25 protein-coding genes and 1 riboswitch are annotated in these 24,171 nt (G+C 65.9%); of the genes, 19 read left to right on the plus strand and 6 right to left on the minus strand.

Features of this window, described 5'->3' with window-relative positions:
• The first annotated feature begins 56 nt into the window (after nt 1-56).
• From H143_RS0106675 to H143_RS0106700, 5 genes are all read left to right on the plus strand, one after another.
• Nucleotides 57-1,223, plus strand: coding sequence for an FAD-binding oxidoreductase (locus tag H143_RS0106675; protein WP_019937454.1), 1,167 nt, complete (start codon nt 57-59; stop codon nt 1,221-1,223).
• Nucleotides 1,204-1,509 carry a (2Fe-2S)-binding protein gene (locus H143_RS0106680; RefSeq protein WP_019937455.1) on the plus strand — a complete coding sequence of 102 codons (306 nt, stop codon included), beginning with the start codon at nt 1,204-1,206 and terminating at the stop codon, nt 1,507-1,509. Before H143_RS0106675 ends, H143_RS0106680 begins: the two co-directional genes overlap by 20 nt.
• Nucleotides 1,506-2,960: an NAD(P)/FAD-dependent oxidoreductase gene (locus H143_RS0106685; protein WP_019937456.1), complete on the plus strand. Its 1,455-nt coding sequence runs from the start codon at nt 1,506-1,508 to the stop codon at nt 2,958-2,960. Before H143_RS0106680 ends, H143_RS0106685 begins: the two co-directional genes overlap by 4 nt.
• Before the next feature lie 222 nt (nt 2,961-3,182).
• Complete coding sequence (panE, locus tag H143_RS0106695; RefSeq protein WP_019937458.1) at nt 3,183-4,118, plus strand: 2-dehydropantoate 2-reductase; 936 nt, start codon at nt 3,183-3,185, stop codon at nt 4,116-4,118.
• A 41-nt stretch (nt 4,119-4,159) separates the two neighbouring features.
• Complete coding sequence (locus H143_RS0106700; RefSeq protein ID WP_019937459.1) at nt 4,160-4,651, plus strand: nucleoside 2-deoxyribosyltransferase; 492 nt, start codon at nt 4,160-4,162, stop codon at nt 4,649-4,651.
• Between the two features lie 28 nt (nt 4,652-4,679).
• On the opposite strand, the gene ribB is transcribed toward H143_RS0106700, so the two are convergent.
• The 3 genes from ribB to H143_RS0106715 all read right to left on the minus strand — a co-directional run bounded on the left by ribB (nt 4,680) and on the right by H143_RS0106715 (nt 6,609).
• Nucleotides 4,680-5,351 (minus strand): 3,4-dihydroxy-2-butanone-4-phosphate synthase, encoded by a 672-nt coding sequence (gene ribB, locus H143_RS0106705; protein WP_019937460.1) that lies wholly within the window; start codon nt 5,349-5,351, stop codon nt 4,680-4,682.
• Nucleotides 5,346-5,509, minus strand: a riboswitch (FMN riboswitch). Its footprint overlaps the gene before it by 6 nt.
• 47 nt (nt 5,510-5,556) lie before the next feature.
• On the minus strand, nt 5,557-6,039 hold the full coding sequence (locus H143_RS0106710; protein ID WP_019937461.1) for an SET domain-containing protein: 483 nt from the start codon (nt 6,037-6,039) through the stop codon (nt 5,557-5,559).
• A 93-nt stretch (nt 6,040-6,132) separates the two neighbouring features.
• Nucleotides 6,133-6,609: an Lrp/AsnC family transcriptional regulator gene (locus H143_RS0106715; protein WP_019937462.1), complete on the minus strand. Its 477-nt coding sequence runs from the start codon at nt 6,607-6,609 to the stop codon at nt 6,133-6,135.
• 93 nt (nt 6,610-6,702) lie between these two features.
• Between H143_RS0106715 and ilvB the strand changes: the two genes are divergently transcribed.
• From ilvB to H143_RS0106770, 11 genes are all read left to right on the plus strand, one after another.
• Nucleotides 6,703-8,529, plus strand: coding sequence for a biosynthetic-type acetolactate synthase large subunit (gene ilvB / locus H143_RS0106720; RefSeq protein ID WP_019937463.1), 1,827 nt, complete (start codon nt 6,703-6,705; stop codon nt 8,527-8,529).
• 107 nt (nt 8,530-8,636) lie between these two features.
• Nucleotides 8,637-9,680 (plus strand): LacI family DNA-binding transcriptional regulator, encoded by a 1,044-nt coding sequence (locus H143_RS20125; protein WP_033365405.1) that lies wholly within the window; start codon nt 8,637-8,639, stop codon nt 9,678-9,680.
• A 5-nt stretch (nt 9,681-9,685) separates the two neighbouring features.
• Nucleotides 9,686-10,690 (plus strand): ABC transporter substrate-binding protein, encoded by a 1,005-nt coding sequence (locus H143_RS0106730; protein WP_369751164.1) that lies wholly within the window; start codon nt 9,686-9,688, stop codon nt 10,688-10,690.
• A 2-nt stretch (nt 10,691-10,692) separates the two neighbouring features.
• The gene (locus tag H143_RS0106735) at nt 10,693-11,511 is read left to right on the plus strand and encodes an ABC transporter permease (protein WP_019937466.1); all 819 of its coding nucleotides are present in this window, start codon (nt 10,693-10,695) and stop codon (nt 11,509-11,511) included.
• 103 nt (nt 11,512-11,614) lie between these two features.
• Nucleotides 11,615-12,430, plus strand: a complete 816-nt coding sequence (locus H143_RS20130; RefSeq protein WP_019937467.1) for an ABC transporter permease — start codon at nt 11,615-11,617, stop codon at nt 12,428-12,430.
• A 29-nt stretch (nt 12,431-12,459) separates the two neighbouring features.
• Nucleotides 12,460-13,440: an ABC transporter ATP-binding protein gene (locus H143_RS0106745; protein WP_019937468.1), complete on the plus strand. Its 981-nt coding sequence runs from the start codon at nt 12,460-12,462 to the stop codon at nt 13,438-13,440.
• Nucleotides 13,441-13,481: 41 nt separating this feature from the next.
• Nucleotides 13,482-14,303, plus strand: coding sequence for a phosphodiesterase (locus H143_RS0106750; RefSeq protein ID WP_026349801.1), 822 nt, complete (start codon nt 13,482-13,484; stop codon nt 14,301-14,303).
• 98 nt (nt 14,304-14,401) lie between these two features.
• Nucleotides 14,402-15,463, plus strand: coding sequence for an ABC transporter ATP-binding protein (locus tag H143_RS0106755; RefSeq protein ID WP_019937470.1), 1,062 nt, complete (start codon nt 14,402-14,404; stop codon nt 15,461-15,463).
• Nucleotides 15,445-16,737: an ABC transporter substrate-binding protein gene (locus H143_RS0106760; RefSeq protein WP_019937471.1), complete on the plus strand. Its 1,293-nt coding sequence runs from the start codon at nt 15,445-15,447 to the stop codon at nt 16,735-16,737. The genes H143_RS0106755 and H143_RS0106760 overlap by 19 nt, the downstream gene beginning before the upstream one ends.
• A gap of 42 nt (nt 16,738-16,779) precedes the next feature.
• Nucleotides 16,780-17,643: an ABC transporter permease subunit gene (locus H143_RS0106765; RefSeq protein ID WP_019937472.1), complete on the plus strand. Its 864-nt coding sequence runs from the start codon at nt 16,780-16,782 to the stop codon at nt 17,641-17,643.
• Nucleotides 17,640-18,461 (plus strand): carbohydrate ABC transporter permease, encoded by an 822-nt coding sequence (locus H143_RS0106770; protein WP_019937473.1) that lies wholly within the window; start codon nt 17,640-17,642, stop codon nt 18,459-18,461. The genes H143_RS0106765 and H143_RS0106770 overlap by 4 nt, the downstream gene beginning before the upstream one ends.
• Before the next feature lie 52 nt (nt 18,462-18,513).
• Here H143_RS0106770 and H143_RS0106775 read toward each other — a convergent pair whose 3' ends face one another.
• Nucleotides 18,514-18,837, minus strand: a complete 324-nt coding sequence (locus H143_RS0106775) for a DUF1840 domain-containing protein (protein WP_019937474.1) — start codon at nt 18,835-18,837, stop codon at nt 18,514-18,516.
• Nucleotides 18,838-18,961: 124 nt separating this feature from the next.
• Between H143_RS0106775 and argS the strand changes: the two genes are divergently transcribed.
• The 3 genes from argS to H143_RS0106790 all read left to right on the plus strand — a co-directional run bounded on the left by argS (nt 18,962) and on the right by H143_RS0106790 (nt 22,143).
• Complete coding sequence (argS, locus tag H143_RS0106780; protein WP_019937475.1) at nt 18,962-20,647, plus strand: arginine--tRNA ligase; 1,686 nt, start codon at nt 18,962-18,964, stop codon at nt 20,645-20,647.
• 35 nt (nt 20,648-20,682) lie between these two features.
• A complete protein-coding gene (locus H143_RS0106785; RefSeq protein ID WP_019937476.1) occupies nt 20,683-21,405 on the plus strand; it encodes an SPOR domain-containing protein in 723 nt (240 codons plus the stop codon).
• Between the two features lie 93 nt (nt 21,406-21,498).
• Nucleotides 21,499-22,143, plus strand: a complete 645-nt coding sequence (locus H143_RS0106790; RefSeq protein WP_019937477.1) for a thiol:disulfide interchange protein DsbA/DsbL — start codon at nt 21,499-21,501, stop codon at nt 22,141-22,143.
• A 116-nt stretch (nt 22,144-22,259) separates the two neighbouring features.
• Here H143_RS0106790 and H143_RS0106795 read toward each other — a convergent pair whose 3' ends face one another.
• Together H143_RS0106795 and H143_RS0106800 are read right to left on the minus strand one after the other, a co-directional pair.
• Nucleotides 22,260-23,462 (minus strand): PLP-dependent aspartate aminotransferase family protein, encoded by a 1,203-nt coding sequence (locus tag H143_RS0106795; protein ID WP_019937478.1) that lies wholly within the window; start codon nt 23,460-23,462, stop codon nt 22,260-22,262.
• 5 nt (nt 23,463-23,467) lie between these two features.
• Nucleotides 23,468-24,160: a nitroreductase gene (locus H143_RS0106800; protein WP_019937479.1), complete on the minus strand. Its 693-nt coding sequence runs from the start codon at nt 24,158-24,160 to the stop codon at nt 23,468-23,470.
• Between the last annotated feature and the right edge of the window lie 11 nt (nt 24,161-24,171).

Here is a 24,171-nt window from a genome sequence, read left to right on the forward strand (position 1 = left end):
AGGCCATCTGATTCAACATCGGGCTGGAAACGCTGCTTGTGGAAAAAGGGACACGAATGAATCACGCAACGAGCCTTCGGCCCACGGCAATCGTCGCGCCGCGCGATGGCCTCTACGACGCCCTGGTCATCGGCGGTGGCCTGGTGGGGGCGGCCGTGGCCTATGGATTGCGCCGCCAGCTCGATCGTGTGGCCGTGCTCGACGAGGGCGACGTCGCCTACCGCGCCTCGCGCGGTAATTTCGGCCTGGTCTGGGTGCAGAGCAAGGGCATGGGCATGGCCCGCTATTCGACCTGGACGCAGGCTTCGGCTGCGGCCTGGCCGCAACTGGCGCGAGAGCTGTTCGACAAGACCGGCGTGGATGTGCATCTGGAGCAGAACGGCGGCCTGCATCTTTGCCTGAGCGACCAGGAGCTTCAGGCACGCATCGAATATATGAGCGACCTGATGGCGCAGCCGGGCATGCAGCCCTACGATTGGAAGATGCTCGATCGCCAGGAGCTGCGCGACATGATGCCGGGTGCGGGGCCCGATGTGCGCGGAGCATGCTGGACACCGCTCGACGGCATTGCCAATCCGCTCAAGCTGCTGCGCGCGCTGCACATTGCGTTCGCCCGAGAAAAAATCGGCTATCTGCCGCGTTGCCCGGTGCAGCGCATCCGGTTCGACGACGGCCTATTTTCGCTCGACACGCCTGAGGGCGTGCTGCGATCGCGCAAGCTGGTCGTGGCCTGCGGCCTGGGCAACAAGGAAATGGCCAGGCAGATCGGCCTGGATGTTCCGGTGCGACCGCAGCGCGGACAGATCATCGCGCTCGAGCGCACGCGCCGCGTGCTTCATACACCTATCGCGACCCTGCGGCAGATGGACGAGGGCAGCTGGCTGGTCGGCGACTCCCAGGAAGAGGCCGGTTTTGCCGACGATGCGGTGAAGCTGCCCATTCTGGGCACGCTGGCTGATCGGGCCGTGCGCATGCTGCCCGCGCTGCGCGATGTGCGCGCGGTGCGCACCTGGTCGGCGTTGCGGGTGATGTCACCCGATGGCTTTCCCATCTACGAACAATCTGCCACGTGTCCCGGTGCTTTCGTCGTCACCTGCCATAGCGGCGTGACACTGGCCGGGGCCCATGCGCTCAAGATGGCGCCCATGATCGCGGGTGGCATGCTCGATGAAGACATGTCGCCGTTTTCTACCCGGAGGTTTCATGTTCAAAAGGCTGGCTGAGGCCGAGCGCCAGGCCGTGGACGCGCCGGTGCGCATCACGGTCGACGGTTTGGATGTGGCCTGCCGCGCGGGCGACAGCGTGGCGGCGGCCCTGTTCGCCAGCGGCCGCGATGCGTGCCGCGATACCGTCGTCAACGAAGTGCCGCGCGGTCCTTATTGCATGATGGGCGTTTGCTATGACTGCCTGGTCACCATAGACGGCCGACCCAATCGGCAAGCATGCATGACGCAGGTGGAGCAAGGCATGAACGTCGAGCGCCAGCACGGCGCGCGCGAGGTGCGATGATGCAGATTACGCAATGCGAATTGCTGATCGTGGGCGCGGGGCCGGCCGGCCTCTCGGCCGCAGCGGCTTGCGCCTCGCTGGGCGTGGACACCTTGTTGCTGGACGAGCAGCCGGCTCCTGGCGGGCAGATCTATCGCGGCATCACCACCACGCCGGTCATCGACAAACGCATCCTGGGAGCTGACTACTGGCACGGCGCGAGTCTGCTGGCGCCGTTCAAGGCCAGCGGCGCGCGTTACGAACCCGGCGCTACGGTGTGGTCCGTCTCGCGCATGACAGCGCCCGATCCCGATGCCGGCTTCGAGGTGGGCTACTCGGTGGGCGGCCAAGCGCGCCTGCTGCATGCCAGGCACATTCTGCTGGCCACCGGCGCACAGGAGCGCCCGTTTCCGATTCCGGGCTGGACGCTGCCCGGCGTGGTCACGGCCGGCGCGGCGCAGATCCTGCTGAAGTCCGCGGGGCTGGTGCCAAGTGGGCGCACGGTCCTAGCCGGCTGTGGCCCGTTGCTTTATCTGATCGCCTGGCAGTATCTGAATGCGGGCGTCAAGGTCGAGCGCATCCTGGAGATCACGCCACCGGGCCGGCTGCGACAGGCCTTGCCGTACGCTTTCGATTTTCTGCGCTCGCCTTATTTCGGCAAGGGCCTGAAGCTGTTGCGCGAGGTCAAGGCCGCCATTCCCATCGTCAAGGGCGTCATGGGCCTGAAGGCGCTGGGTAAAGACAGGCTCGAATCGGTGCAATTGATCGTCGACGGGCGTAGCGAAATTTTGGAGGCCGATCAGCTGATGCTGCACCAGGGCGTGGTGCCCAATGTAAACCTGTCGCGCGCGGCGGGCATCGAGCACGACTGGAATCCGGCCATGGATTGCTGGCAGCCCAAGGTCGATGTCTGGGGCACGACCTCGGTGCCGGGAATCGGCATCGCCGGCGACGGCGCAGGCATCGCGGGGGCGCGGGCCGCGCAATACCGCGGCCTGCTGGCTGCCTTGAATGCAGCCTGCGAGCTGGGCCATCTCGATGCCGCCCAGCGCGACCAGGATGCCCGGCCGTACTGGAAGGCACTGGAACACGCGGTTCGCGGACGCGCCTTCTTCGATGCGCTCTACAAGGCGCCGGATGCTTATCGGCGCCCCACGGGCGACACCATCGTGTGCCGCTGCGAGGAAGTCACGGCCGATCAGGTGCGCCAGACCGTGGCGCTAGGCTGTTCCGGACCCAACCAGATGAAGGCTTTCCTGCGCTGCGGAATGGGGCCGTGCCAAGGACGCTTCTGCGGGCTGACAGTGAGCGAACTGATTGCCGACGAACGCGGCGTGCCTGTGCCGGATGTCGGTTACTTCCGCCTGCGATTCCCGACCAAGCCGCTTACGCTGGGCGAGCTGGCCGCGCTGCCGCAGACCGAGGAGTCCAGGCAGGCCGTCATACGGATCAAGAAGCGGGGCGGCGCATAGCGCCCGCCATGAGTGCGCCGAGCCGCCTCAAGCGCTCATTGCGTCTCGGGCAGATGGCGCTCAGCGCGAAAGGGCGTGCCAGTGAGCAATATGCGCAGCGCAGCCGAGATACCGCTGGCGCCGGTTTCGCGCGATCTTTGGTATCTCATCGAAAAAATGATCGATGAGGACGCAGCATAATAGATGCTCCTCACCCATGCGCGAGCACGCGCGGAGCAAGTCATGCGGATATTGGTATTGGGCGCCGGCGGCACCGGCGGTTTTTTCGGCGGCCGGGCGGCGCAGGCCGGCGTGGACGTGACTTTCCTGGTGCGTCCGGCGCGCGCGGCGCTCCTGCGCGAGAAGGGGCTGCGCATCAAGACCGGCCAGGGCATGGACGTGATCCAGCCCCGGCTGGCGACTGCGGACGCGCCGGGCGGTCCCTACGATGTGGTGATCTTGAGCTGTAAGGCTTACGACCTGGACGGCGCCATCGAAGCGATCAGGCCGGCCATGCAGCAGAATCCCGAAGCGGTGGTGCTGCCCATACTCAACGGCATGCGCCACTACGACGCGCTCGATGCGGCCTTCGGCAAGCAACGCGTGCTGGGCGGCCTGTGCCACGTCATGGCCACCATGGGGCCGCAGGGCGAGATCGTGATCATGGGGCCGCTGGGCGCCATCATCTACGGCGAGCGCGCGGGCGGCACGAGCGAACGGTGCCAGGCCCTACGCAAGGCGCTCGAACCCGCCGCTTTCGAGACCAAGCCCAGCGACGACATCAACCAGGACATCTGGGAGAAATACATCTTCCTGTCGACCCTGGCTGCGGCCACCTGCCTGATGCGCGGCAGCGTGGGGGAGATCGTCCGCTCCACGGGCGGCGAGCCGTTCATGCGCAGCCTGCTCGGTGAAATCGACCGCATCGCGCAGGGGCATGGGCATGGCATGCGGCCCAAGGCCGAGGCGTTTTCGGCGGGCATGCTGACCGATTCCGCCTCCGGCGCGACAGCCTCGATGTTCCGCGACCTGCGCCAGGGCGGGCAGATCGAGGGCGAGCATCTCATCGGCGACCTCGTGCAGCGCGCAGACGGGCTGGGGCTGCAAGTGCCGTATCTGCGCGCGGCCTACGTCCACATCCAGGTCTATCTGGCGCAGCGCGCCGCACGGCAAGGATGAATGTCATGCGGGATCTGCGCGTTTCGAAAGGGGCATGACGCATGCGCGGCATCTATCTGGCGGGGTTCGACGTATTTCGCGCCGACGCCGCGCGGCAGGGTGAGCGCCTCAAGGCCCTGTGCCTGGCGCACGGCTTTGATGGATTCTACCCACTGGATAACGCCCTGCCCGCCGGTCTTGCCGGCCGCGCGGCGGCGCAGTGGATCTACGAGCAGAACATCGGCCTGATACGCAGGGCCGATCTGATCATGGCCAATCTCAACGCGTTTCGCGGCCTCGAACCCGATTCCGGCACGGCCTTCGAGGTGGGGTATGGCGCGGCCCTGGGCAAGCCGGTATGGGCCTATACCGATGATGCCCGCCCGCTGGTGGCGCAGGCAGGAACGGGACGCGAGGCTGCGCGCATCGTCGATGCGCAGGGCTATACGGTCGAGGATTTCGGTCTGAATGTGAATCTCATGCTGGCCTGCGCGGCGCGCGTGATCGTGGGTGACGCGCAGGCCTGCCTGCGGCAAATCGCCGCTGCGGCCTGACTGGCCGCGGCGATTTCAGGCATTGCGCTCAGGCAGCGCGGGCCAAGTCGCCGGCGCTAGCGGCCTGTTCGTCCTGCAGGCCGCGCATGTGTTGCGCCAGCTCGGCGATATGCAACGCGGCCAGCCCGTTTGCCGCGGCGTAACGGGCCAGCTCCTCGCCGCGCATCATGGTGCCGTCGGGGTTCATCAGCTCGCACAGCACGCCGGCCGGACTCAGGCCTGCCAGCCTGGCCAGGTCGACCGATCCCTCGGTGTGTCCGCGCCGGGCCAGCACGCCGCCGGGCTGCGCGCGCAGCGGGAATACATGGCCGGGGCTGACGAGGTCGGCGCGCGCCGCATCCGGCGCGACGGCCGCCTTGATGGTCGTGACGCGGTCGGCCGCCGAAACGCCCGTGGTCACGCCTTGGCGCGCCTCGACCGATACGGTGAACGCCGTGCCGTGGCGGCTGCCGTTGTCGGCCACCATGGGCGTCAGGCCCAGGCGGTCCAGCGTCTGCCCGGGCAGGCACAGGCAGACGATGCCGCTGCCATCGCGGATCAGCTGGGCCATGACGGGTGTCGTGAGGGTGTCGGCCGCGACGATGAGGTCGGCCTCGTTCTCGCGGATTAAGGGTTGCGAAAAACGTTCCAGGGCTGCTGACAGCCGAACGCAACGGCACTGGCGCGGGCAACTGCCCGCGCCGTGATCGCGTCGACACATCTTCTCTCATCCGGACTATGACCGTCGGCCCTGGCATCGCACCAGATCTGCTGTCCCTGTCCCCGATGCGGATCCGCATCGGGGACAGGCGCTCGCGGGCTCGCCGCATTGCGCGGCATACCGCCGGTGGGGAATTTCGCCCCGCCCTGAAGACGTACTGTTGGACCGCGCAAGGCGCGCGGCCCAGGCGTATTTTACGCTTGGCTTATTTCTTGTTTTTCTTGCCGGGCAGCGCCAGCATGGTGCCGCGGCAGGAAGGCGCGCCGCACAGGCAGCGGTAGCTTTCCTTGAGCGTCTTGGTGATGCGCCCGTCCATCACCAGGCCGTAGTCGTAGGACAGTTCCTCGCCGCGCTTGATGTCCCGCGCCGCGACGATATAGACGCGTTTGCCGCCTTTGCTTTCCTGCGACTCGCAATTGGGTTCGCAGCCATGGTTGATCCAGCGCGCATCGTTGCCCTGGTCGCCGCCGTCGATGATCTTGCCGGAAGACAGCGAGAAGAAGAACGTATGGAAAGGATCATCCGGATTGGTGGGGTGGCGCCGGTCGGCCTCTTTGTCGGAGATGTGTTTGCCCGTGTATTCGATGATGCGTGTGCCCGCCGGGATCTTGCGCGTGGCGAACACGCCGTTGCCGTGCAGCTTGGAGCGGCGCACGATGTGCCAGGGCTTTTCGGTGTCGATAGTCATGTGGGGGGGCTGAAGACGCGAGCCCGTCGCGGGCACGTGAGCGCGAATTATAGGATAGGGGTGTTGCCTGGCGACGACGCGCGCCATGGGGGCTCATGCCGCTGGCGCGACCGCCGACAGCGGCAGGCGCGATTGCTTCAGGCTGCGCAGCACGAAGCCCGATTTGCTGTGGCGTATGCCGGGGATGCGATAAAGCCGTTCGCGCAGCAACCGCTCGTAGTCGCGCGTGTCGCGCACGGCGATGCGGATGATGTAGTCGTAGTCGCCCGACACCAAAAAGGCCTCGAGCACCTCGGGGATCTCGGCCAACGCCCTGCCGAACTCGTAGAGGGTGGCGTCGCTGTGGCTCTCCAGCGTGACGTGCACGATGACCGTATCCATGAAGCCCAGGGCCTCGGGAGAGATGTCCGCCGTGTAGCCGCGGATAACGCCCTCGCGCTCCATGCGTTTGATGCGGTTCCAGCAGGGCGTGGCCGACAGTCCCACGGCCGCGCCGATGTCGTTCAGGCTGGCGCGGGCATCGTCCTGCAGGACCTTGAGAATGGCAAGATCGAATTTGTCCAGGTGCATTTTCTTTATATTCTAAAATTTGAAGATTAATTTACTTGATAGTTCTTTAAATAGAAGAAAATAAGACGAAAATTCTTCGATTTGGCCGATAAGATGGTCAGCATGAACGATCGCCTTCCCGCCCCCCTGCTGGCCACCCTGGACGGGGTGGCCTGCGCCGATGCCAGCGACGAACAACCGGCCGCCAACGGCGCGCGCCGCCTGCTCGACGCCTTGATCGCCTGCGGCGTCGACACCGTGTTCGGCTATCCGGGCGGCGCGGTGCTGCCGCTGTACGACGCCCTGCATGCCGAGCCGCGTATCCGACATGTGCTGGTGCGCCACGAGCAGGCCGCCGTGCACGCGGCCGAAGGCTATGCGCGCAGCACCGGCAAGCCGGGCGTGGTGTTCGTCACCTCCGGCCCGGGCATGGCCAATACCACTTCCGGTTTGCTCGACGCCTGGTGCGATTCAATACCCGTGCTGTGCGTGAGTGGCCAGGTCGCGACGGCGGCCATCGGCACCGATGCCTTCCAGGAATGCGACGCGCTGGGCATTTCGCGCTCGGTGACCAAGTGGAATGTGCAGATACGCGATGCGCGCGACGTGGCGGACGTCGTCGCGCGTGCCTATGCCTTGACGCAGCAGGGGCGGCCCGGCCCCGTGCTGGTGGATTTTCCCAAGGACGTGCAATTGGCCGTCGCGGCGTCGAAGGATCGGGACGGCGATGCGCCGCGCACGGCCGCGCTGAGCGCACAGCGCCAGGCGGGCAAGCGCGAGCAGCGCATTGCCCAGGGCGCGGTGCAGCGCGCCGTGGAGCTGATCGCGCAGTCGCGCCGGCCGGTGTTCTATGGTGGTGGCGGACTGATCAACGCCGGCCCCCAGGCCTGCGCCGCGTTCGCGCAACTGGTGCGGACCACCGGCGCGCCGTGCACGCTGACGCTGATGGGCCTGGGCGCCTTTCCTGCCAGCGACCCGCAATTCGTGGGCATGCTGGGCATGCACGGCACGCTCGAAGCCAACCTGGCCATGCACCAGGCCGATCTGGTGGTGTGCGTGGGCGCGCGTTTCGATGATCGCATCACCGGCAAGCTGGCCGACTTCTGTCCGCGCGCGCGCAAGATCCACCTGGACATCGACCCGGCCTCGATCAACAAGGTGGTGCGGGTGGACGTGGCGCTGGTGGGCGATGCTCTGCCCCTGGTGCAGGCGCTGCGCGAAGGATTGAAGCAGCGCGAGCTGCCGCTCGAGCGCCTGGGCGACTGGTGGTCCCGCATCGCAGGCTGGCGCGCGCAGCGCTGCCTGGATTATGTCGAAAGCGCGGACGCCATCCTGCCGCAGCAGTTGATGCGCCGCCTCGATGCCGCCCTGGCAGAGCGCGACGCCATCGTGTCCACCGACGTGGGCCAGCACCAGATGTGGGCCGCGCAGTACCTGCGCTTTGACCGCCCCAACCGCTGGCTGACCTCGGGCGGCGCGGGCACGATGGGCTACGGCCTGCCGGCCGCGATCGGCGCGCAGATCGCGCACCCCACTTCGACCGTGGTGTGCGTGAGCGGCGATGCGTCGGTGTTGATGAACATCCAGGAACTGGCCACGGCGACCCAGCACCGAACGCCGGTCAAGGTCGTGCTGTGCAACAACGGCTACATGGGCATGGTGCGTCAATGGCAGGAGTTGATACACGGCGGGCGCTACAGCCACAGCTATAACGAGGCCTTGCCCGATTTCGTGGCGCTGGCCCGCGCTTTCGGCTGGCAGGCCGAGCGGGTGAGTGATCCCGCGCAGCTGGACGCGGCGCTGGCGCGCTGCTTGGAACATCCCGGCCCGTATTTCCTGGATGCGGTGGTCATGGCGCAGGAAAACTGCTTTCCCATGATTCCGGCCGGAGGTGGACACAACCGCATCATGTTGGCTGAAGACCGCTGGCACGAAGAATAGCGCAGTGCAGCATGGCCGGGTGACATGGACTTGTCACATGCGCGGCGTAAGCTGGCCGCTTGAAATGAAAACGTTTTCAGTCAAGCGTCGAACCCAGGTGCCGCGTCGTGCCCCGTAAAGCTGCCAGCCGTTCATCCATCGTCGAGGTCGCCCGCAAGTCAGGCGTGTCTCCCGCGACCGTATCGCGCGCATTCAATCAGCCCGAGCTGCTCAAGCCGGCCACGCTGGCGCGCATCAAGGCGGTGGCGCGCAACGATGGCTTTCGCCCCAACCGCGTGGGCCGCAGCCTGCGCGCCGGCAGCACGCGCACCATCGGCCTTTTGCTGCCGACGCTGAGCAACCCCGTCTTCGCCGAATGCTTCGAAGGCGCCGAGCGGCACGCACGCCAGGCAGGCTACAGCGTCATGATGGCGACCACCGGTTACGTGCCCGAAGTCGAGGCCACGGTGGTGCAGGCTTTCCTCGACCACCAGATCGATGGACTCATACTTACCGTCGGCACGCCGGTGCGCAACGCGGCCCTGCAGATGCTGCAGGCGGTCGATATGCCGCACATGCTGGTCTACAACGAGTCCGGCAAGCATCCCTTCGTTTCGGTCGACAACCGCGCCGCCGCGCGCGAGATGATGCAGGCCCTGGCCGCGCTGGGCCATCGGCGCATCGCCGTCGCCACCGGCCCGCTGCCCGAGTCCGACCGCGCCCGCCGGCGCCTGGACGGGGCGCGCGCCCAAGCGCTCGCGCTGGGTCTGGGCGAGGTCGGGCACCTCGTCATGCCGGCGCATACCGCGGCCGACCGCGACGTTCTGCAGGCTGCGCTGAGCGGCCCGGATGCGCCTACGGCGCTGTTCTGCTCCAACGACCTGCTGGCCGCCTCGGTCATCAAGCACCTGGTGGCCATGGGATATGCCGTGCCGCGCGATCTCTCGGTGTGCGGTTTCGACGGCACGGCCATCGGAACGCTGATGGTGCCTTCGCTGACTTCCGTGGAACAGCCCAGCCGCCAGATCGGCGCCACGGCCTGCGCCCAGTTATTGGCTTGCCTGCAAGGAGGCCAAATCCGTTCGGTGCGTTTGCCGCACCGGATTCTCCCGGGGGGCACGGTTGCCGCGCCCCCCACATCCACTCGTACCGCGAGGAGAAAGACTCCATGAAACGCATGATCAACATCGCGCTGGGCGGCGCGCTGCTTGCCCTGGCGATCGGTGCCACGGGCGCCCAGGCCGCCGAGACGGCAATCTGCTACAACTGCCCGCCGGAATGGGCCGATTGGGCCGGTCAGATCAAGGCCATCAAGCAAGCCACCGGTGTCGTCGTTCCGCCGGACGACAAGAATTCGGGCCAGGCTCTGGCCGCGATCGCGGCCGAGAAAGCCAACCCCGTGGCCGACGTGACCTACTTGGGCGTGACCTTCGGCATCCAGGCTGCCAAGCAAGGCCTGGTGCAGCCATACAAGCCGGCCCATTGGGACGACATTCCCGCTGGCCTGAAGGACCCGGACGGCAAGTGGTTCGCCATTCATTCGGGCACCATGGGCTTCATGGTCAATGTGGCCGCGCTGCATGGCAAGCCGGTGCCCAAGTCGTGGGCCGACCTGCTCAAGCCCGAATACAAAGGCATGATCGGCTACCTGGACCCGGCGTCGGCCTTCGTGGGCTATGTGGGCGCCGTGGCGGTCAACCGCGCACTGGGCGGTACGCTGGACAATTTCACGCCCGCCATCGACTGGTTCAAGAAACTGCAGGCGAACCAGCCGATCGTTCCCAAGCAGACGGCCTATGCCCGGGTGCTCTCGGGCGAAATTCCGATCCTGCTCGACTATGACTTCGACGCCTACCGCGCCAAATATTCCGACGGCGCCAATGTCGCCTTTGTGATTCCCGCCGAAGGCACGATCACCGTGCCCTATGTCATGGCCATGGTCGCCAATGCTCCGGACCCTGCCAACGCCCACAAGGTGCTGGATTTCGTGCTGTCGGACAAGGGCCAGGCGCTATGGGCCAACGCCTACCTGCGTCCGGTGCGTGCCAGCGCGATATCGCCCGAGGCGCAGAAGAAATTCCTGCCCGCCAGCGACTATGCCCGCGCTGGTACGGTGGACTACCAGAAGATGGCCGACGTCGAGCGCGCCTTCTCGGACCGCTACGCCAAGGAAGTTCACTGACCATGCGGCGCCGCGGATGGCTGATCTTCGCCGCGCCGGCCGCGGCGCTGTTCCTGGCGTTCTGGCTGCTGCCCATGGCCGAGTTGGCGCTGCGCGGTGCCAGCCCGGTGCATGGGCATTCGGCCTACATGGCCGTGGTGAGCACGCCGCGCTATTGGCGCAGCCTCTTGAACACGGTCGCCCTATCGCTGGCCGCGATGCTGGTCACCCTGCTGATCTGCCTGCCGGTCGGGCGCTTCCTGGCCTGGCATCGCGCGTTTCCCGGCCGCCGCGTGCTGGTGGGGCTGTTGATGTTTCCCATGTCATTTCCCGGCGTGGTGGTGGGTTTTCTGATCATTCTTCTGGCCGGACGCCAGGGCGTGATAAATCAGTTCGTCCAATGGCTGACAGGCGACTCGCTGGTGTTCGCCTACAACATGGGCGGCCTGTTCCTGGGCTATCTTTATTTTTCGCTGCCGCGCACGATAGGCGTGATCGAAGCGGCGGCCATGCAGCTCGATGCCAGCCTGATCGAGGCCGCCTGCACGCTGGGCGCCTCGGCCTGGCGGCGCTTTGCCGACATCGAACTGCCGGCGCTGCGGCCCGCGCTGATCGGTGCGGGCGCCATGAGCTTCGCCACCAATATGGGCGCCTTCGGCACCGTGTTCACGCTGGGCACCAATATCGACGTGCTGCCCATGACCATCTACAACGAGTTCACCAACTACGCCGACATCCCGGTCGCGGCGGCGCTGTCCATCGTGCTGGGCCTGGCTACCTGGGCAGTGTTGTTCGTCGCGCACAGCGTGGCTGGATCGAACGAAAGAGGAGCCGGCGCATGATGCCCATCCCCCGCCTCATATTGCGTGTTCGGCGCCTTCCCCGGCAGGTGCGCGTGTCGCCCAGCCCGGGGCGACACGGCGCCAGGATCGGGAGGCATTATTTATGAGCGCGCTGCACTCGAAAACCGATACCCGCCTGGGCCTGGCCATCACATTGGCCGTGGCGGCCTTTCTCGTCGGTCCGGTGGTGCTGTCGATCCTTGCCGGCCTGACCAAGAACTACTTCGTGGGCGTCTCCAGCGGGCTCACGCTGCGCTGGGTGGCACAGGTCTGGGACATGTACGACGGCACCGTCTGGCGATCACTGATCGTGGCCGTGACGACGCTTGCCGTCTGTCTGCTCGCCGGCGTGCCGGCCGCCTGGGTGCTGACGCTGTACCGCGGCCGCCTGGCACGCGCGTTCGAGGAACTGCTGACCCTGCCGGTGGCCGTGCCAGGCCTGGCCACGGCGCTGGCGCTGATCATTTCCTGGGGTACGGTGCGGGGTCTGCGCACCAGTACGCTGTTCATTGTCATCGGCCATGTGCTGTTCACGCTGCCCTTCATGGTGCGCTCGGCGCGCGCCAGCATGACCGGAGCGGGCCTGGCGGTGCTGGACGAGGCGGCAGCCACGCTGGGCGCTTCGCACCTGCAGCGCTTTATGACCATCGTGGTGCCCAATGCCCGGCCGGGCATTCTTACGGGCGGCCTGACGGTGCTGACGCTGTCCATCGGTGAGTTCAACCTGACCTGGCTGCTGCATACGCCGCTTACTCAGACCCTGCCCGTGGGTCTGGCCGACAGCTACGCCTCGATGCGGCTGGAGGTGGCCTCCGCCTATACCCTGGTTTTTCTGCTGATGCTCCTGCCGCTGCTGGTGGGCCTGCAGTGGTTGGCCGGGCTGGATGCGCGCCGCACTGGCGCCGGCAAGAGCGCCTGAAATAACGCGACCGACTACGCCCTATCCCTATGAACAAGACTTCCATCACCCTGAGCGAATGCGCCAAGACCTGGCCGGATGGCACGCGCGCCCTGCAGCCGTTCGATCTGCGCGTCAGCGGCGGCGAGATTCTCGCCCTGCTGGGTCCTTCGGGCTGCGGCAAGACCACCCTGCTGCGCATGATCTGCGGGCTCGAGCGCAGCGACGCGGGCGGCAAAATCTACTACGGCGAAGAAGACGTCACGCAATTGCCGCCCGAGCAGCGCGGCGCCGGCGTGGTGTTCCAGAACTACGCGCTGTTTCCCAATATGAGCGTGGTCGACAACGTGGCCTACGGCCTGCGCGTGCGCGGCCAGGCTGCCGACAGCCGAAAGCGGCGCGCCATGGACATGCTTGCGCTGGTGCGCATGACGGAATTCGCCGGGCGCAACGTGACCCAGTTGTCGGGCGGGCAGCGCCAGCGCGTCGCCCTGGCCCGGGCCTTGGCCATCGAGCCGCGCGTGCTGCTGCTCGACGAGCCGCTGACCGCGCTCGATGCCAAGCTGCGCGAGCACCTGCGCGTGGAACTGGCGCAAATGCTGCACGAACTGGGTGTCACGACCGTCATCGTCACGCATGATCAGGAGGAGGCCATGATGCTGGGCGACCGCATCGCCGTGATGTCCGCCGGCTGCATCGAGCAGATCGGCACGGCCGAGGCGCTGTACCGCCAGCCGGCCACCGACTTCGTGGGGGAATTCCTGGGCACCTTGTGCCATGTGCGCGCCGCCCTCGAAGACGGTCTGCTGGCGCCGGGCGTCGGCGAGCTGGCGTTTCGCCCGCATCACGCGGTGCTGTTGGCGCCGCAGCCCCGGGCGCTGCAGGTGCGTGTGTTGGCGCGCTTTTTCCTGGGCGGCTCGGTGCGTTACGAGCTGGCCTTGCCTGACGAGCAGCGCTTTTCGGCCGTGACGCCCGCCGACAGTGTCCACCAGGCAGGCGATAGGGTCAGCGTCAGGCTGGTCCAATCCTAGACGCCTTCGATTTCCTGCTAGATCATTTCAGGATGCACAATATGCTCATTGCCCAGATTTCCGACATGCATATCCGCATGCCCGGACAGAAGGCCTATCGTGTGGTCGAGACCGACCGCTATCTGCCGCCCGCCGTTCAGGCCATCAATGCGCTGGATCCGCTGCCCGACCGGGTGATCGTCAGCGGCGACCTCACCGACTTCGGCCGGCCCGCCGAGTACGCGCACTTGCGCCAGATGCTCGACGGCCTGCGCATGCCCTACTACCTGCTAGCTGGCAATCACGACGAGCGTACGCAGCTTGCGCAGTCGTTCGAACATCTGCCCTATTTGCAGGGGACGGGGGAATTCCTGCAGTACACGATCGAGGATCTTCCCGTTCGCCTGATCACACTCGATACCGTGGTGCCCAAGGCCAGCCACGGCGCGCTGTGCGAGCGCCGGCTGACCTGGCTGGCGGACCGCCTGGCCGAGCAGCCAGCCAGGCCCACCATCGTGGCCATGCATCATCCGCCTTTCGCCACGGGCATCGGGCATATGGACAAGATCGGTCTGCTGCAAGGTGCGCAGGCCCTGCAGGCGCTGGTGGCGCGCCATCCGAATATCGAGCGCATCCTGTGCGGCCACCTGCATCGCACCATCTTTCGCCGCTTCGGCGGTACGGTGGTTTCCACCTGCCCGAGTCCCGCGCATCAAGTGGTGCTGGACCTGCGGCCCCAGGGGCCTTCGGCCTTCGTCATGGAGCCCCCGGGATTTCATTTGCACCACTGGTGTGATGGCGCTCTCAATACGCACCATGCCTATATCGACGGCTATCCGGGCCCCTACCCGTTTCATGAAGACGGCGCGCTGATCGACGAGTAGGCGCAGTGGCGATTTGACACGCGGCGGTCATCTTGGGGCTGCAGAATGAAAAGGTTTTCATTCTGTAGCCCCAAGTCTTCAAGGATTCCGGCCACGTGATGCTCGTCCTGCAAAATCTCGGCAAGCAATACGCGGGAAATGTCGCGGTCGACGGCGTGAACCTGCACGCGCCGGCAGGCAGCTTCACGGCCCTGCTGGGACCCTCGGGCTGCGGAAAATCGACCACTCTGCGCATGATCGCAGGCCTGGATACGCCGACATCCGGCCGCATCCTGATAGGTGGACGCGACGTCACCGCGCTTGCGCCCGCTCAGCGGCGGGTTGCCATGGTGTTCCAGTCGTATGCGCTGTTTCCGCACTTGTCGGTGCGCGAGAATATCCTGTTCGGCTTGCGCGTGCGCAAGGAACCCAAGCGCGACTATGAACGCCGTCTGTCGCGCGTGGCGGGCCTGCTGGGCCTGGCCACGCTGCTCGAGCGCAAGCCCGCGCAGCTCTCGGGCGGTCAGCAGCAGCGCGTGGCCCTGGGGCGCGCGGTTATTTCCGAGGCGCCCGTCTGCCTGATGGACGAACCCCTGTCCAACCTCGACGCCCAACTGCGGCAAGACATGCGCCGTGAAATTCGAGGCCTGCAGCAGGAGCTGGCAATAACCATGGTGTACGTCACCCACGATCAGACCGAAGCCATGAGCATGGCCGACCAGGTCGTACTGCTCAATGCCGGCCGCATTGAACAACAAGGTACGCCCCAAGAACTCTACACGCGTCCGGCCACGCCGTTCGCGGCGCGCTTCATCGGCACGCCGCCCATGAATCTGGTTGCGCTCGAATCCATGTTCGACCAGCGCGTCATTCGCGGAACCCATGGACCCGGCATCGCGGGGGCGCCTCGCGGCGCGCGCGTGCTGGGTCTGAGGCCCGAGCATGTGCGGCTCGATGCCGCCGGCCTGCCGGCGCAGATCGAGGACGTGGAGTACTTCGGCGCCGACTCCATCGCTACCTGCCGCGTGGGCGATTGCCGCGTGGCGGTGCGGGTGGGCGGCCATCTGCGCGCCGAGCGCGGCGTACGTACTGGCTTGGCCTGGGACGCCGGGCACCAGCATTTCTTTGCCGACGACACTCTCAATTCAGAGGAAGACAACCCATGCGACGCATCGTCCTGAAATCCCTTGCGGCCGGCCTTCTGGGCACGGCGGTCCTGCCCGTTCACGCACAGCAGCCGGTGGACGTGCAGTTCTACTACCCAGTGGCCGTGGGCGGCCCCATCACCAAGATCGTCGACGATATGGCGGCGCAGTTCAACAAGGAGAACCCCGACATCCGCATCAAGCCGGTCTATTCGGGCTCCTACCAGGATTCCATCGCCAAGGCCCTGACCGCGTTCAAGGGCGGTACGCCGCCGCAGCTGGCCGTGCTCCTGTCGACCGACATGTTCACGCTGGTCGACGAAAACGCCATCGTGCCCATCGACAGCATGATGAAGACCGATGCCGACAAGAAGTGGCTGGGCGGCTTCTACGACGCCTTCATGCAAAACAGCCGAACCGGAGGCCACGTCTGGGGCGTGCCTTTCCAACGCTCGACCATCGTTGCCTACTACAACAAGGACCTGTTCAAGCAGGCCGGCCTCGACCCGGACCACGGCCCCGCCACCTGGGCCGAACTGGTGAGCGACGCCAGCAAGCTCACCAAGAAGGATGCCGCGGGCAACGTCACGCAGTGGGGCCTGGAAATCCCCTCGGGCGGCGCTTTCGCCTACTGGCTCTTCCAGGCGCTCACCACGCCCAACGACGCCATGCTCATGAACCAGGCCGGCAATCGGGTCTACCTGGACAAGCCTGCCGTGATCGAGGCTGCCCAGTTCTGGCATGACCTGGCCTACAAGGACGGCGTCATGCCCAAGGGCACCATTGACTGGGGCACTACGCCCAAGGATTTCCTGGAGAAGAAGGCTGCCATGATCTGGACAACCACCGGCAATCTGACCAACATCGCCAGCAACGCCAGCTTTCCCTTCGGTGTGGCGATGATGCCCAGGAACAAGCGCGGGGGCAGTCCCACGGGCGGCGGCAACTTCTATATCTTCAAGTCGGGCACGCCGGCCCAGCAGGCCGCGGCGCTCAAGTTCGTGCAATGGGCCACCACGCCCGAGCACGCGGCTGACTGGGGCATCGCCACCGGCTACGTGGCCGTGACGCCGGCCGCCTGGCAGACCGAAAAAATGAAGCAGTACGTCGCCAAGATGCCCGCCGCCGCCGTCGCGCGCGACCAACTGGCCGTGAGCGTGGCCGAGTTCTCCACACACGACAACCAGCGCGTGACCAAGGTGCTCAACGACGCGCTGCAGGCCATGCTGACCAATGCCAAGACGCCCAGGCAAGCCCTGCAAGACGCGCAGAAGCAAGCCGATCGCCTGCTGCGTCCCTACCAACAATAGCCAAGGCCGACAGGCGAGGGACGCGGGCGAATGAGCCGTGCGATGCAAACGGTATATGGCTGGCTGCTGCTGCTGCCGGCCGTCGTTCTGCTCGCGGCGTTCACGCATTATCCGGCCCTGGCCACGCTTTGGCACAGCCTGCATTCCACGCCCATGGGCAGCCGCCCGTCCCGCTTCGTGGGCCTGGACAACTATGCAGCCCTGTTTGATGACAACGTGTTCTGGCAGGCACTGCGCAACAACCTGGTCTACGCCCTGGGGACCGTTCCGGTGTCCATCGCGCTGGCGCTGGCCATGGCGCTGTGGGTCGACGGCAGGCTGCCGGGCCGCGGCCTGCTGCGCATGGCCTACTTCACCCCCACCGTGCTGCCCATGGTGGCGGTGGCCAATATCTGGCTTTTCTTCTATACCCCGCAATACGGCCTGATCGCGCAGGCGATGCATGGACTCGGTCTGCCGGACATCAACTGGCTGGGCAGGCGCGACACAGTACTGCCCGCGCTCATGGTCGTGGGGATATGGAAGGAATCCGGCTTTTTCATGATCTTCTACCTGGCCGCCCTGCAGGCGGTTCCGCCTTCGCTGCGCGAAGCGGCCATGCTTGAGGGCGCCTCGCGCTGGCAGTACTTGCGGCGCGTGCTGTGGCCGCTACTCATGCCCACTACGCTGTTCGTGCTGATCAATGCGCTGATCAATGCCTTTCGCTTGGTCGACCACGTCGTGGTGATGACGCACGGCGGACCCGACAACGCCAGCATGTTGCTGCTCTATTACATCTATCAAGTTGGGTTCAGCTTCTGGGACACGGGCTATGCCGCGACGCTTACCGTCGTTCTGCTGGCTATTCTCTGCACGATTGCCGCGGTGAAGTTCCGCTGGCTCGATCGCAAGACACACTATCAATGAAGATCCGCATGCATCGCGCGAACCGTGTGCTGGACACGCTGGGTGCCTGGCTGCTGGGCATTCTGTGGATATCGCCGCTGTTCTATTCGTTCTGGGCGGCCTTTCATCCGCCGGCCTACGCCACGCATTTTGATCTGCTCGCGCCGCTGACCCTGCACAATTTCGCCCGGGCCTGGGCGGCCGCACCGTTCGCGCGCTACTTCCTCAACACGTTCTTGCTGGTGACCATGGTGCTGGCCGCGCAGCTGGTGCTGTCCACGCTGGCCGGCTACGCCTTCGCGCGCCTGCAGTTCCGGGGCCGCGACACGCTCTTCATGCTGGTGCTGCTGCAGCTGATGGTGATGCCCGACATCCTGCTGGTCGAGAATTACCGCACGATAAGCTGGCTGGGGGTGCGTGACACGGTGTTTGCCATCGGCCTGCCCTATTTCGCCTCGGCCTTCGGCATCTTCCTGCTGCGGCAGACTTTCAAGACGGTGCCGCGCGAACTCGAGGAGGCCGCGCGGGTGGAGGGCGCGAACCCGCTGCAGGTGCTGATGAAGGTGTTCGTGCCGCTGGCCAGGCCGGTGTACGTGGCCTACGGCCTGGTGTCGGTGAGCACGCACTGGAACAATTTTCTGTGGCCGCTCATCATCACCGATTCTGTGAACACGCGCCCGCTGACAGTGGGGCTGCAGGTGTTCTCATCGACCGACCAGGGCATAGACTGGTCGGTGATCACCGCAGCCACGCTGATGTCCGCGGCGCCGCTGCTGGTGGCCTTCCTGCTGTTTCAGCGGCAATTCGTGCAGTCGTTCATGCGGGCGGGGATACGCTGAGGCCGGCGGCCGGCCGGGGTTTGCGCCGGCTGGCGGGAAGGGGCGCAAGCGCTCAGCCGTGCGCGCGTTCCCAGAGGATGTCGGTATTGGCATCCAGCGCTTTGCGCATCATGTCCAGCAGCGGAAATGCGCGCTGGCGCAGCGTGACCTTGGCATGGCGGTGATCGATCTCGTCGTCGTCGGGCATGGGCGTCGGGGATGCATGCACGGCGGCTTCCAGGCCGGCAATCGCGGCAGGCAGCTGGTCGTGCGTGAATACGCCCAGGACGGGAAAATCGCCACCGATTGCCTTGCCCGCGGCACGCAGCAGCGGAGTCGCATCGTCCACGCGCATCATGACGTCGGCGCAGGCTTTGGAATGAAATTTAATCAACATCGTGCAATTCCTTTCCAGATGATTTCATCTATAACCCTAACTCAAGCTGGCCGGCTCCGCTAGTGCGGGGCTTGGGAACGATTCGCGGTTATGATTCACCGTATTTCCCAACGCAATTTTCCCCATGCTCCCCGAGCAACAGCAACAACTCATTTCCCTGATCCAGGCTTCAGTCGCGCGCCTTGTTCCTGACGCGCAGCCGAACGTTCAGCTCGAGCGCCCCAAAGTCGCCGCGCATGGCGATGTCGCCACCAATGTCGCCATGCAGCTGGCCAAGCCGGCCAAGCGCAATCCGCGCGAACTGGCCCAGGCGCTGGTCGACGTTCTCATGGCCGAGCCCGCTTCGCGCGCGTTGGTCGAGGCTGCCGAGATCGCCGGCCCCGGCTTCATCAATCTGCGCCTGACGGTCTCTGCCCGCCAGGCCGTGATCGCCGCCGTGGCCGCGCAGGGCGAGGCCTATGGTCGTGCCCAGGCCACGGGCGAGAAGGTGCTGGTCGAATTCGTCTCGGCCAACCCCACCGGTCCCCTGCACGTGGGCCATGCACGCCAGGCAGCCCTGGGCGACGCCATCTGCCGCCTGTACGAAGCCCGCGGCTGGAGCGTGACCCGCGAGTTCTACTACAACGACGCGGGCAACCAGATCCACAATCTGGCCGTGAGCGTGCAGGCGCGCGCGCGCGGCATCGGCGTGGACGCGCCCGAATGGCCGGCCGACGGCTACAAGGGCGACTACATTGCCGACGTCGCCAACGACTACCTCGCGCGCAAGTCGGTGCAGGCGGCCGATGGCCAGGCCATCCTGGCCAGCGGCGATCTCGACGATTTCGAGGACATCCGCCGGTTCGCCGTGGCCTATCTGCGCCGCGAGCAGGACCTGGACCTGCAGGCCTTCGGCCTGAGCTTCGACAACTTCTATCTCGAGAGTGCGCTCTATACATCGGGCCGCGTCGAGGAAACGGTCAAGACGCTCATCGCCAAGGGGCACACCTATGAGCAGGACGGCGCGCTGTGGCTGCGCACCACCGAGCTGGGCACCGGCGACGACAAAGACCGCGTGATGCGCAAGAGCGAAGGCGGCTACACCTATTTCGTACCCGACGTCGCCTATCACAAGGCCAAGTGGGAGCGGGGCTTTCACCACGCGGTCAACATCCAGGGCAGCGACCACCACGGCACCGTGGCGCGGGTGCGCGCCGGACTGCAAGGCCTGGAAGAAGGCATACCCAAGGACTTTCCCGCCTACGTGCTGCACAAGATGGTCAAGGTGATGCGCAACGGCGAGGAGGTCAAGATTTCCAAGCGCGCTGGCAGCTACGTCACCATGCGCGACCTGATCGACGATGTGGGCCGCGACGCCGTGCGCTACTTCCTCATGCAGCGCCGCGCCGATACCGAGTTCGTGTTCGACATCGACCTGGCCCTGTCCAAGAGCAACGAGAATCCGGTCTACTACATCCAGTACGCCCATGCGCGCATCTGCACCATGATCGCCAATTCGGGCGCGCCGGCGGCCGACATCGCCGCGGCCGACGCGGCGCTGCTCACCGCGCCCAGCGAATTCGCGCTGATGCAGCGCCTGGCCGAATTCCCGGCCATGGTGGCGCTGGCCGCACAGGAGCTTGCGCCACACCACGTGGCCTTCTGGCTGAACGACTGCGCGGCGGATCTGCACACCTGGTACTCCGCCTGCCGCGTACTGGTCGAGGACACGGCTTTGAAGCTTGCCCGCCTGCGCCTGGCTGACACCACGCGCCAGGTTCTGGCCAATGGTCTGGCATTGCTGGGCGTATCGGCGCCGCAGAGCATGTAATTCGCAGCCGCCCGTCAACGGATCCCTTTCAAACTATGGCCTCGCAACGCAAAGCTTCCAGCGCTTCGGTCGGCAGCACGATGTACGGTGTGCTTGCCGGTCTGCTGATCGGGCTGGCCATCGCGGCGGGCGTCGCTTTCTACGTGACGCGCGCGCCCATGCCTTTCGTCGACCGGGCTTCGCGGCAGCACGAGCCGGGCAAGATGCCCGACCTGAGCCAGGTCAATCCCAATCAAGGACTCTCCGGCGGCACGGTCACGGTGCCGCCCGTTCCCGTGCCCAGCGACGAGGAGGACGCGGCAAACAAGAAAACGGACGACCTGGGCGCGCTGATTGCCTCCCTTCCGCCTTCCGACAGCAAGCCGTCATCCACCCCGGCCGCGCCTGCGCCGGTGGTCTCGGCGCCCGTTCCGATTCCTGCCCCTGCCCCTTCCGTGCAGGCCAAGCCGGCCGCGGCGAGTCCGGCGCCGATCGTGTCCCTGCCGCCGGCTGCGGCGTCCAAAAACTCGCCTGCTCCGGCCGCTTCCGGCGAGGCCTATTTCCTGCAGGCCGGCGCCTACAGGCAATCGGCCGATGCGGAGTCGGTGCGAGCCCGCATTCTGCTTCTAGGCCTGAAGGCCGCGGTGCAGCGCGCGCAGGTCGGCGGCACGCAGTGGTACCGGGTGCGCGTGGGTCCCTACGGCAGGCTCGACGACATGAACCGCGCTCGCGTCACGCTGTCCGACAACAAAATCCAATCGACGGTCGTGCGCCAGTAGTCCCCGCCGATTGAACTTCCGGGCCCATGTCCCGGTCCCATCTTCGGGCTCGCCAACCCCACTTTTTCAGGAAGACCCCACATCATGTCCCGTATGCAGGCCAGTTCCCTTACCCGGCGCGCTTTCGTTGCCGCCACGATCGCCCTCGCGGGCCTGGGCTTCGCTTCGACCAGCCGGGCGCAGGCCGCTCAGCAGGCCTATCAGGTCGTTTCTCCCGCCCAGCCTTCCGACACCCCGGGCAAGATCGAGGTGCTCGAGTTCTTTGCCTATAACTGTCCGCACTGCTTCCACATGGAACCCATGGTGCTGGACTGGATCAAGACCGAACCCAAGGATGTCGTTTTCAAGCAGATCCCGGTGGCGTGGAATGCGAGCATGAAGCCCATGCAGCAGCTTTACTACACGCTCAAGGCCATGAATCGGCTGGATCTGAGCCCCAAGGTGTTCGATGCCATCCACGTCCAGCACATCCCCTTGTTCACCAAGGGCCCCATGGTCGACTGGGCCGTCAAACAGGGATTGGATAAGGACAAGTTCGTGGCCGTATTCGATTCCTTCGCCGTGCAGAACGATGTGAAGCGGGCTGACGAGCTGACCCAGATCTACAATGTCGATGGAACTCCGTCCTATGCCGTGGGCGGCAAGTACCTGACCTCGCCCGTGCTGGCGGGCAACAGCTATGAAGGCGCCCTGCAGGAAGTCGACAAGCTGATTCCGATGGCGCGCGGCAGCAAGTAATTTATTGAAGTCGCGCAGGCATAAGGCCGCATGGGGTTTTGTTCCATGCGGCTTTTTCTTTTGTTTCGTCTTTGCGCTTTGCCCTGCCGGACGCCGGACTGCAAAGGGTGGATTGGTCAGGCTTTTTTCGCGGTTTCCAGTGCCTGCGTCAGGTCCGCGATCACGTCGCGCGGGTCTTCCAGGCCGATGTGCAGGCGTACCAGCGCCAGGTCCCCTTCGGTCCAGTAGGCGTGCCGCGCCAGTTCGCCCGGCGTCACCAGTTGAACCAGGCTTTCGAATCCGCCCCAGGAAAAACCGATGCCGAACAGCGTGAGCGATTCCACGAAGCGCCGCGCCTGCGCGGGCGTGAACTTGAGCGAGACCGCCAGCATGCCGTTGGTGCCGCTGCAGTCGCGCAGCCACAAGGCGTGGCCCGGGTCCTGCGGCCACGCGGGGTTGTAGAGGCGCGAGACTTCGGGCCGCGCGGCCAGGAAGTCGCAGACGGTCATGGCGTGCCTGGCATGCTGGTCCATGCGCACGGGCATGGTGCGAACCCCGCGTAGGGCGAGCCAGACATCATCGGCGCTGATCGAGTTGCCGACGGCGTATTGCGTGCGGGCGATGCGCTGGAAGATCGCGGAGTCGCGGGCCACTACCGCGCCCAGCATCACGTCGGAATGGCCGGCGATGTACTTGGTGCCTGCGATCACCGAGACGTGCGCGCCCAGCTGCAGCGGTCGGTAGATGTAGCCCGAACCCCAGGTATTGTCGGTGGCCAGTACCAGGCCGCGCCGGGCGGCCAGTTCGGCCAGCGCCGGTATGTCCATCATCTGGAAAAGCAGCGAACCGGGCGTCTCCACATACAGCAGCCGCGTATTGGGCCGGATCAGCTTTTCGATTTCGCCGGGCGCGGCATCGCTGGGAAAGAGGGTGATCTCCACGCCCATGCGCTTGAGCAAGGCGTTGTTCAATTCATGGACCGGTCCGTACACGCAATCGGCCACCAGCGCGTGCTCGCCCGCCGACAACAGCCCCAGGAAGAGCATGGCGATGGAGGCCAGGCCCGAGGGCTGCAGGGCGCAGTATTCGCCGTCTTCCAGCTCCTTGAAGATGTTTTCCAGCGCGATGTGCGTGTCCATGCCGTAGATGCCGTAGCTGGCCGGACGGCCGCCTTCGGCGCGGTGGCGCTGGGCCTGCTCCAGCTTGGCGATGTCGCGAAAGCGCACGGTGCTGGCGCGCATCGGCGGCAGGTTGACCGGCGCGACGCCGGTCTCGGGGTTGAAGGGGGCGGCGCCGGCGTGGGCCAGGAAGGTGGCTATCTGTCTGGAAGAGTCGGACATGGCTTTTATGCGTCGATCCAGCTCACGGCTTCTGACGTGGGCGCACGACGGGTTCGGTATTGGTTCACGGGATGGTCGCTGTCTTCGTAGCCGAAGGAAATGCCGCAGACCACAAGTTGATTATCGGCCAGGCCGAGCTCGCGGCGCAGCACGTCCGGGTATTGTGCGATTGCGGCTTGAGCGATGCAGGCAACGCCGTTGGCGCGCGCGGCCAGCATGAAGGTGGACACGTAGCCGCCGCAATCGATGGCGCCGTACGCGCCGAGCTCGGCAGGGCTGGTGACGACGGCCAGGTGCGGCGCATCGAACAGCACGAAATTGCGCGCCGCCTGGCGCTCGTAGGCTTTGTGGTCGCCGCGCGCGATGCCCAGCGCTTCGTAGAGCTGGTAGCCCGATTCGCGGCGCCGCTCGAGGTAGACGCCTTCGTAGGCGCTGGGGTCGCCGAAGTCGCGTTTGCCCTGCGCGTCCTGCGCATGACGGGCCGCGAGCGCGGCACGCACGCGCTCCATGCCCGCGCCCGACGCGATGGCCAGCTGCCAGGGCTGGCAGTTGCACCACGAGGCCGTGCGCTGTGCCAGTTCGAGTATGCGCTCGATGGTTTCGCGCGGCACGGGCTCGGGGCGAAAGGCGCGGCAGCTGTAGCGCTCGCGCAGCCACTTCTCCAGCTGCGCGTCGCCGCGGTCGGCGGGCGTCTGCATGATGCGGGGCC

Source organism: Bordetella sp. FB-8, from assembly GCF_000382185.1.
In the GTDB taxonomy this organism is placed as follows: Bacteria; Pseudomonadota; Gammaproteobacteria; order Burkholderiales; family Burkholderiaceae_B; genus Bordetella.

Bases quoted from the DNA above. Each gene is read 5' to 3' on its own strand.
- H143_RS0106675 (WP_019937454.1), top strand. From the start codon at position 57: ATGAATCACGCAACGAGCCTTCGGCCCACGGCAATCGTCGCGCCGCGC.
- H143_RS0106680 (WP_019937455.1), top strand. From the start codon at position 1,204: ATGTTCAAAAGGCTGGCTGAGGCCGAGCGCCAGGCCGTGGACGCGCCG.
- H143_RS0106685 (WP_019937456.1), top strand. From the start codon at position 1,506: ATGATGCAGATTACGCAATGCGAATTGCTGATCGTGGGCGCGGGGCCG.
- panE (WP_019937458.1), top strand. From the start codon at position 3,183: ATGCGGATATTGGTATTGGGCGCCGGCGGCACCGGCGGTTTTTTCGGC.
- H143_RS0106700 (WP_019937459.1), top strand. From the start codon at position 4,160: ATGCGCGGCATCTATCTGGCGGGGTTCGACGTATTTCGCGCCGACGCC.
- ribB (WP_019937460.1), bottom strand. From the start codon at position 5,351: ATGTGTCGACGCGATCACGGCGCGGGCAGTTGCCCGCGCCAGTGCCGT.
- H143_RS0106710 (WP_019937461.1), bottom strand. From the start codon at position 6,039: ATGACTATCGACACCGAAAAGCCCTGGCACATCGTGCGCCGCTCCAAG.
- H143_RS0106715 (WP_019937462.1), bottom strand. From the start codon at position 6,609: ATGCACCTGGACAAATTCGATCTTGCCATTCTCAAGGTCCTGCAGGAC.
- ilvB (WP_019937463.1), top strand. From the start codon at position 6,703: ATGGTCAGCATGAACGATCGCCTTCCCGCCCCCCTGCTGGCCACCCTG.
- H143_RS0106730 (WP_369751164.1), top strand. From the start codon at position 9,686: ATGATCAACATCGCGCTGGGCGGCGCGCTGCTTGCCCTGGCGATCGGT.
- H143_RS0106735 (WP_019937466.1), top strand. From the start codon at position 10,693: ATGCGGCGCCGCGGATGGCTGATCTTCGCCGCGCCGGCCGCGGCGCTG.
- H143_RS20130 (WP_019937467.1), top strand. From the start codon at position 11,615: ATGAGCGCGCTGCACTCGAAAACCGATACCCGCCTGGGCCTGGCCATC.
- H143_RS0106745 (WP_019937468.1), top strand. From the start codon at position 12,460: ATGAACAAGACTTCCATCACCCTGAGCGAATGCGCCAAGACCTGGCCG.
- H143_RS0106750 (WP_026349801.1), top strand. From the start codon at position 13,482: ATGCTCATTGCCCAGATTTCCGACATGCATATCCGCATGCCCGGACAG.
- H143_RS0106755 (WP_019937470.1), top strand. From the start codon at position 14,402: ATGCTCGTCCTGCAAAATCTCGGCAAGCAATACGCGGGAAATGTCGCG.
- H143_RS0106760 (WP_019937471.1), top strand. From the start codon at position 15,445: ATGCGACGCATCGTCCTGAAATCCCTTGCGGCCGGCCTTCTGGGCACG.
- H143_RS0106765 (WP_019937472.1), top strand. From the start codon at position 16,780: ATGCAAACGGTATATGGCTGGCTGCTGCTGCTGCCGGCCGTCGTTCTG.
- H143_RS0106770 (WP_019937473.1), top strand. From the start codon at position 17,640: ATGAAGATCCGCATGCATCGCGCGAACCGTGTGCTGGACACGCTGGGT.
- H143_RS0106775 (WP_019937474.1), bottom strand. From the start codon at position 18,837: ATGTTGATTAAATTTCATTCCAAAGCCTGCGCCGACGTCATGATGCGC.
- argS (WP_019937475.1), top strand. From the start codon at position 18,962: ATGCTCCCCGAGCAACAGCAACAACTCATTTCCCTGATCCAGGCTTCA.
- H143_RS0106785 (WP_019937476.1), top strand. From the start codon at position 20,683: ATGGCCTCGCAACGCAAAGCTTCCAGCGCTTCGGTCGGCAGCACGATG.
- H143_RS0106790 (WP_019937477.1), top strand. From the start codon at position 21,499: ATGCAGGCCAGTTCCCTTACCCGGCGCGCTTTCGTTGCCGCCACGATC.
- H143_RS0106795 (WP_019937478.1), bottom strand. From the start codon at position 23,462: ATGTCCGACTCTTCCAGACAGATAGCCACCTTCCTGGCCCACGCCGGC.
- H143_RS0106800 (WP_019937479.1), bottom strand. From the start codon at position 24,160: ATGCAGACGCCCGCCGACCGCGGCGACGCGCAGCTGGAGAAGTGGCTG.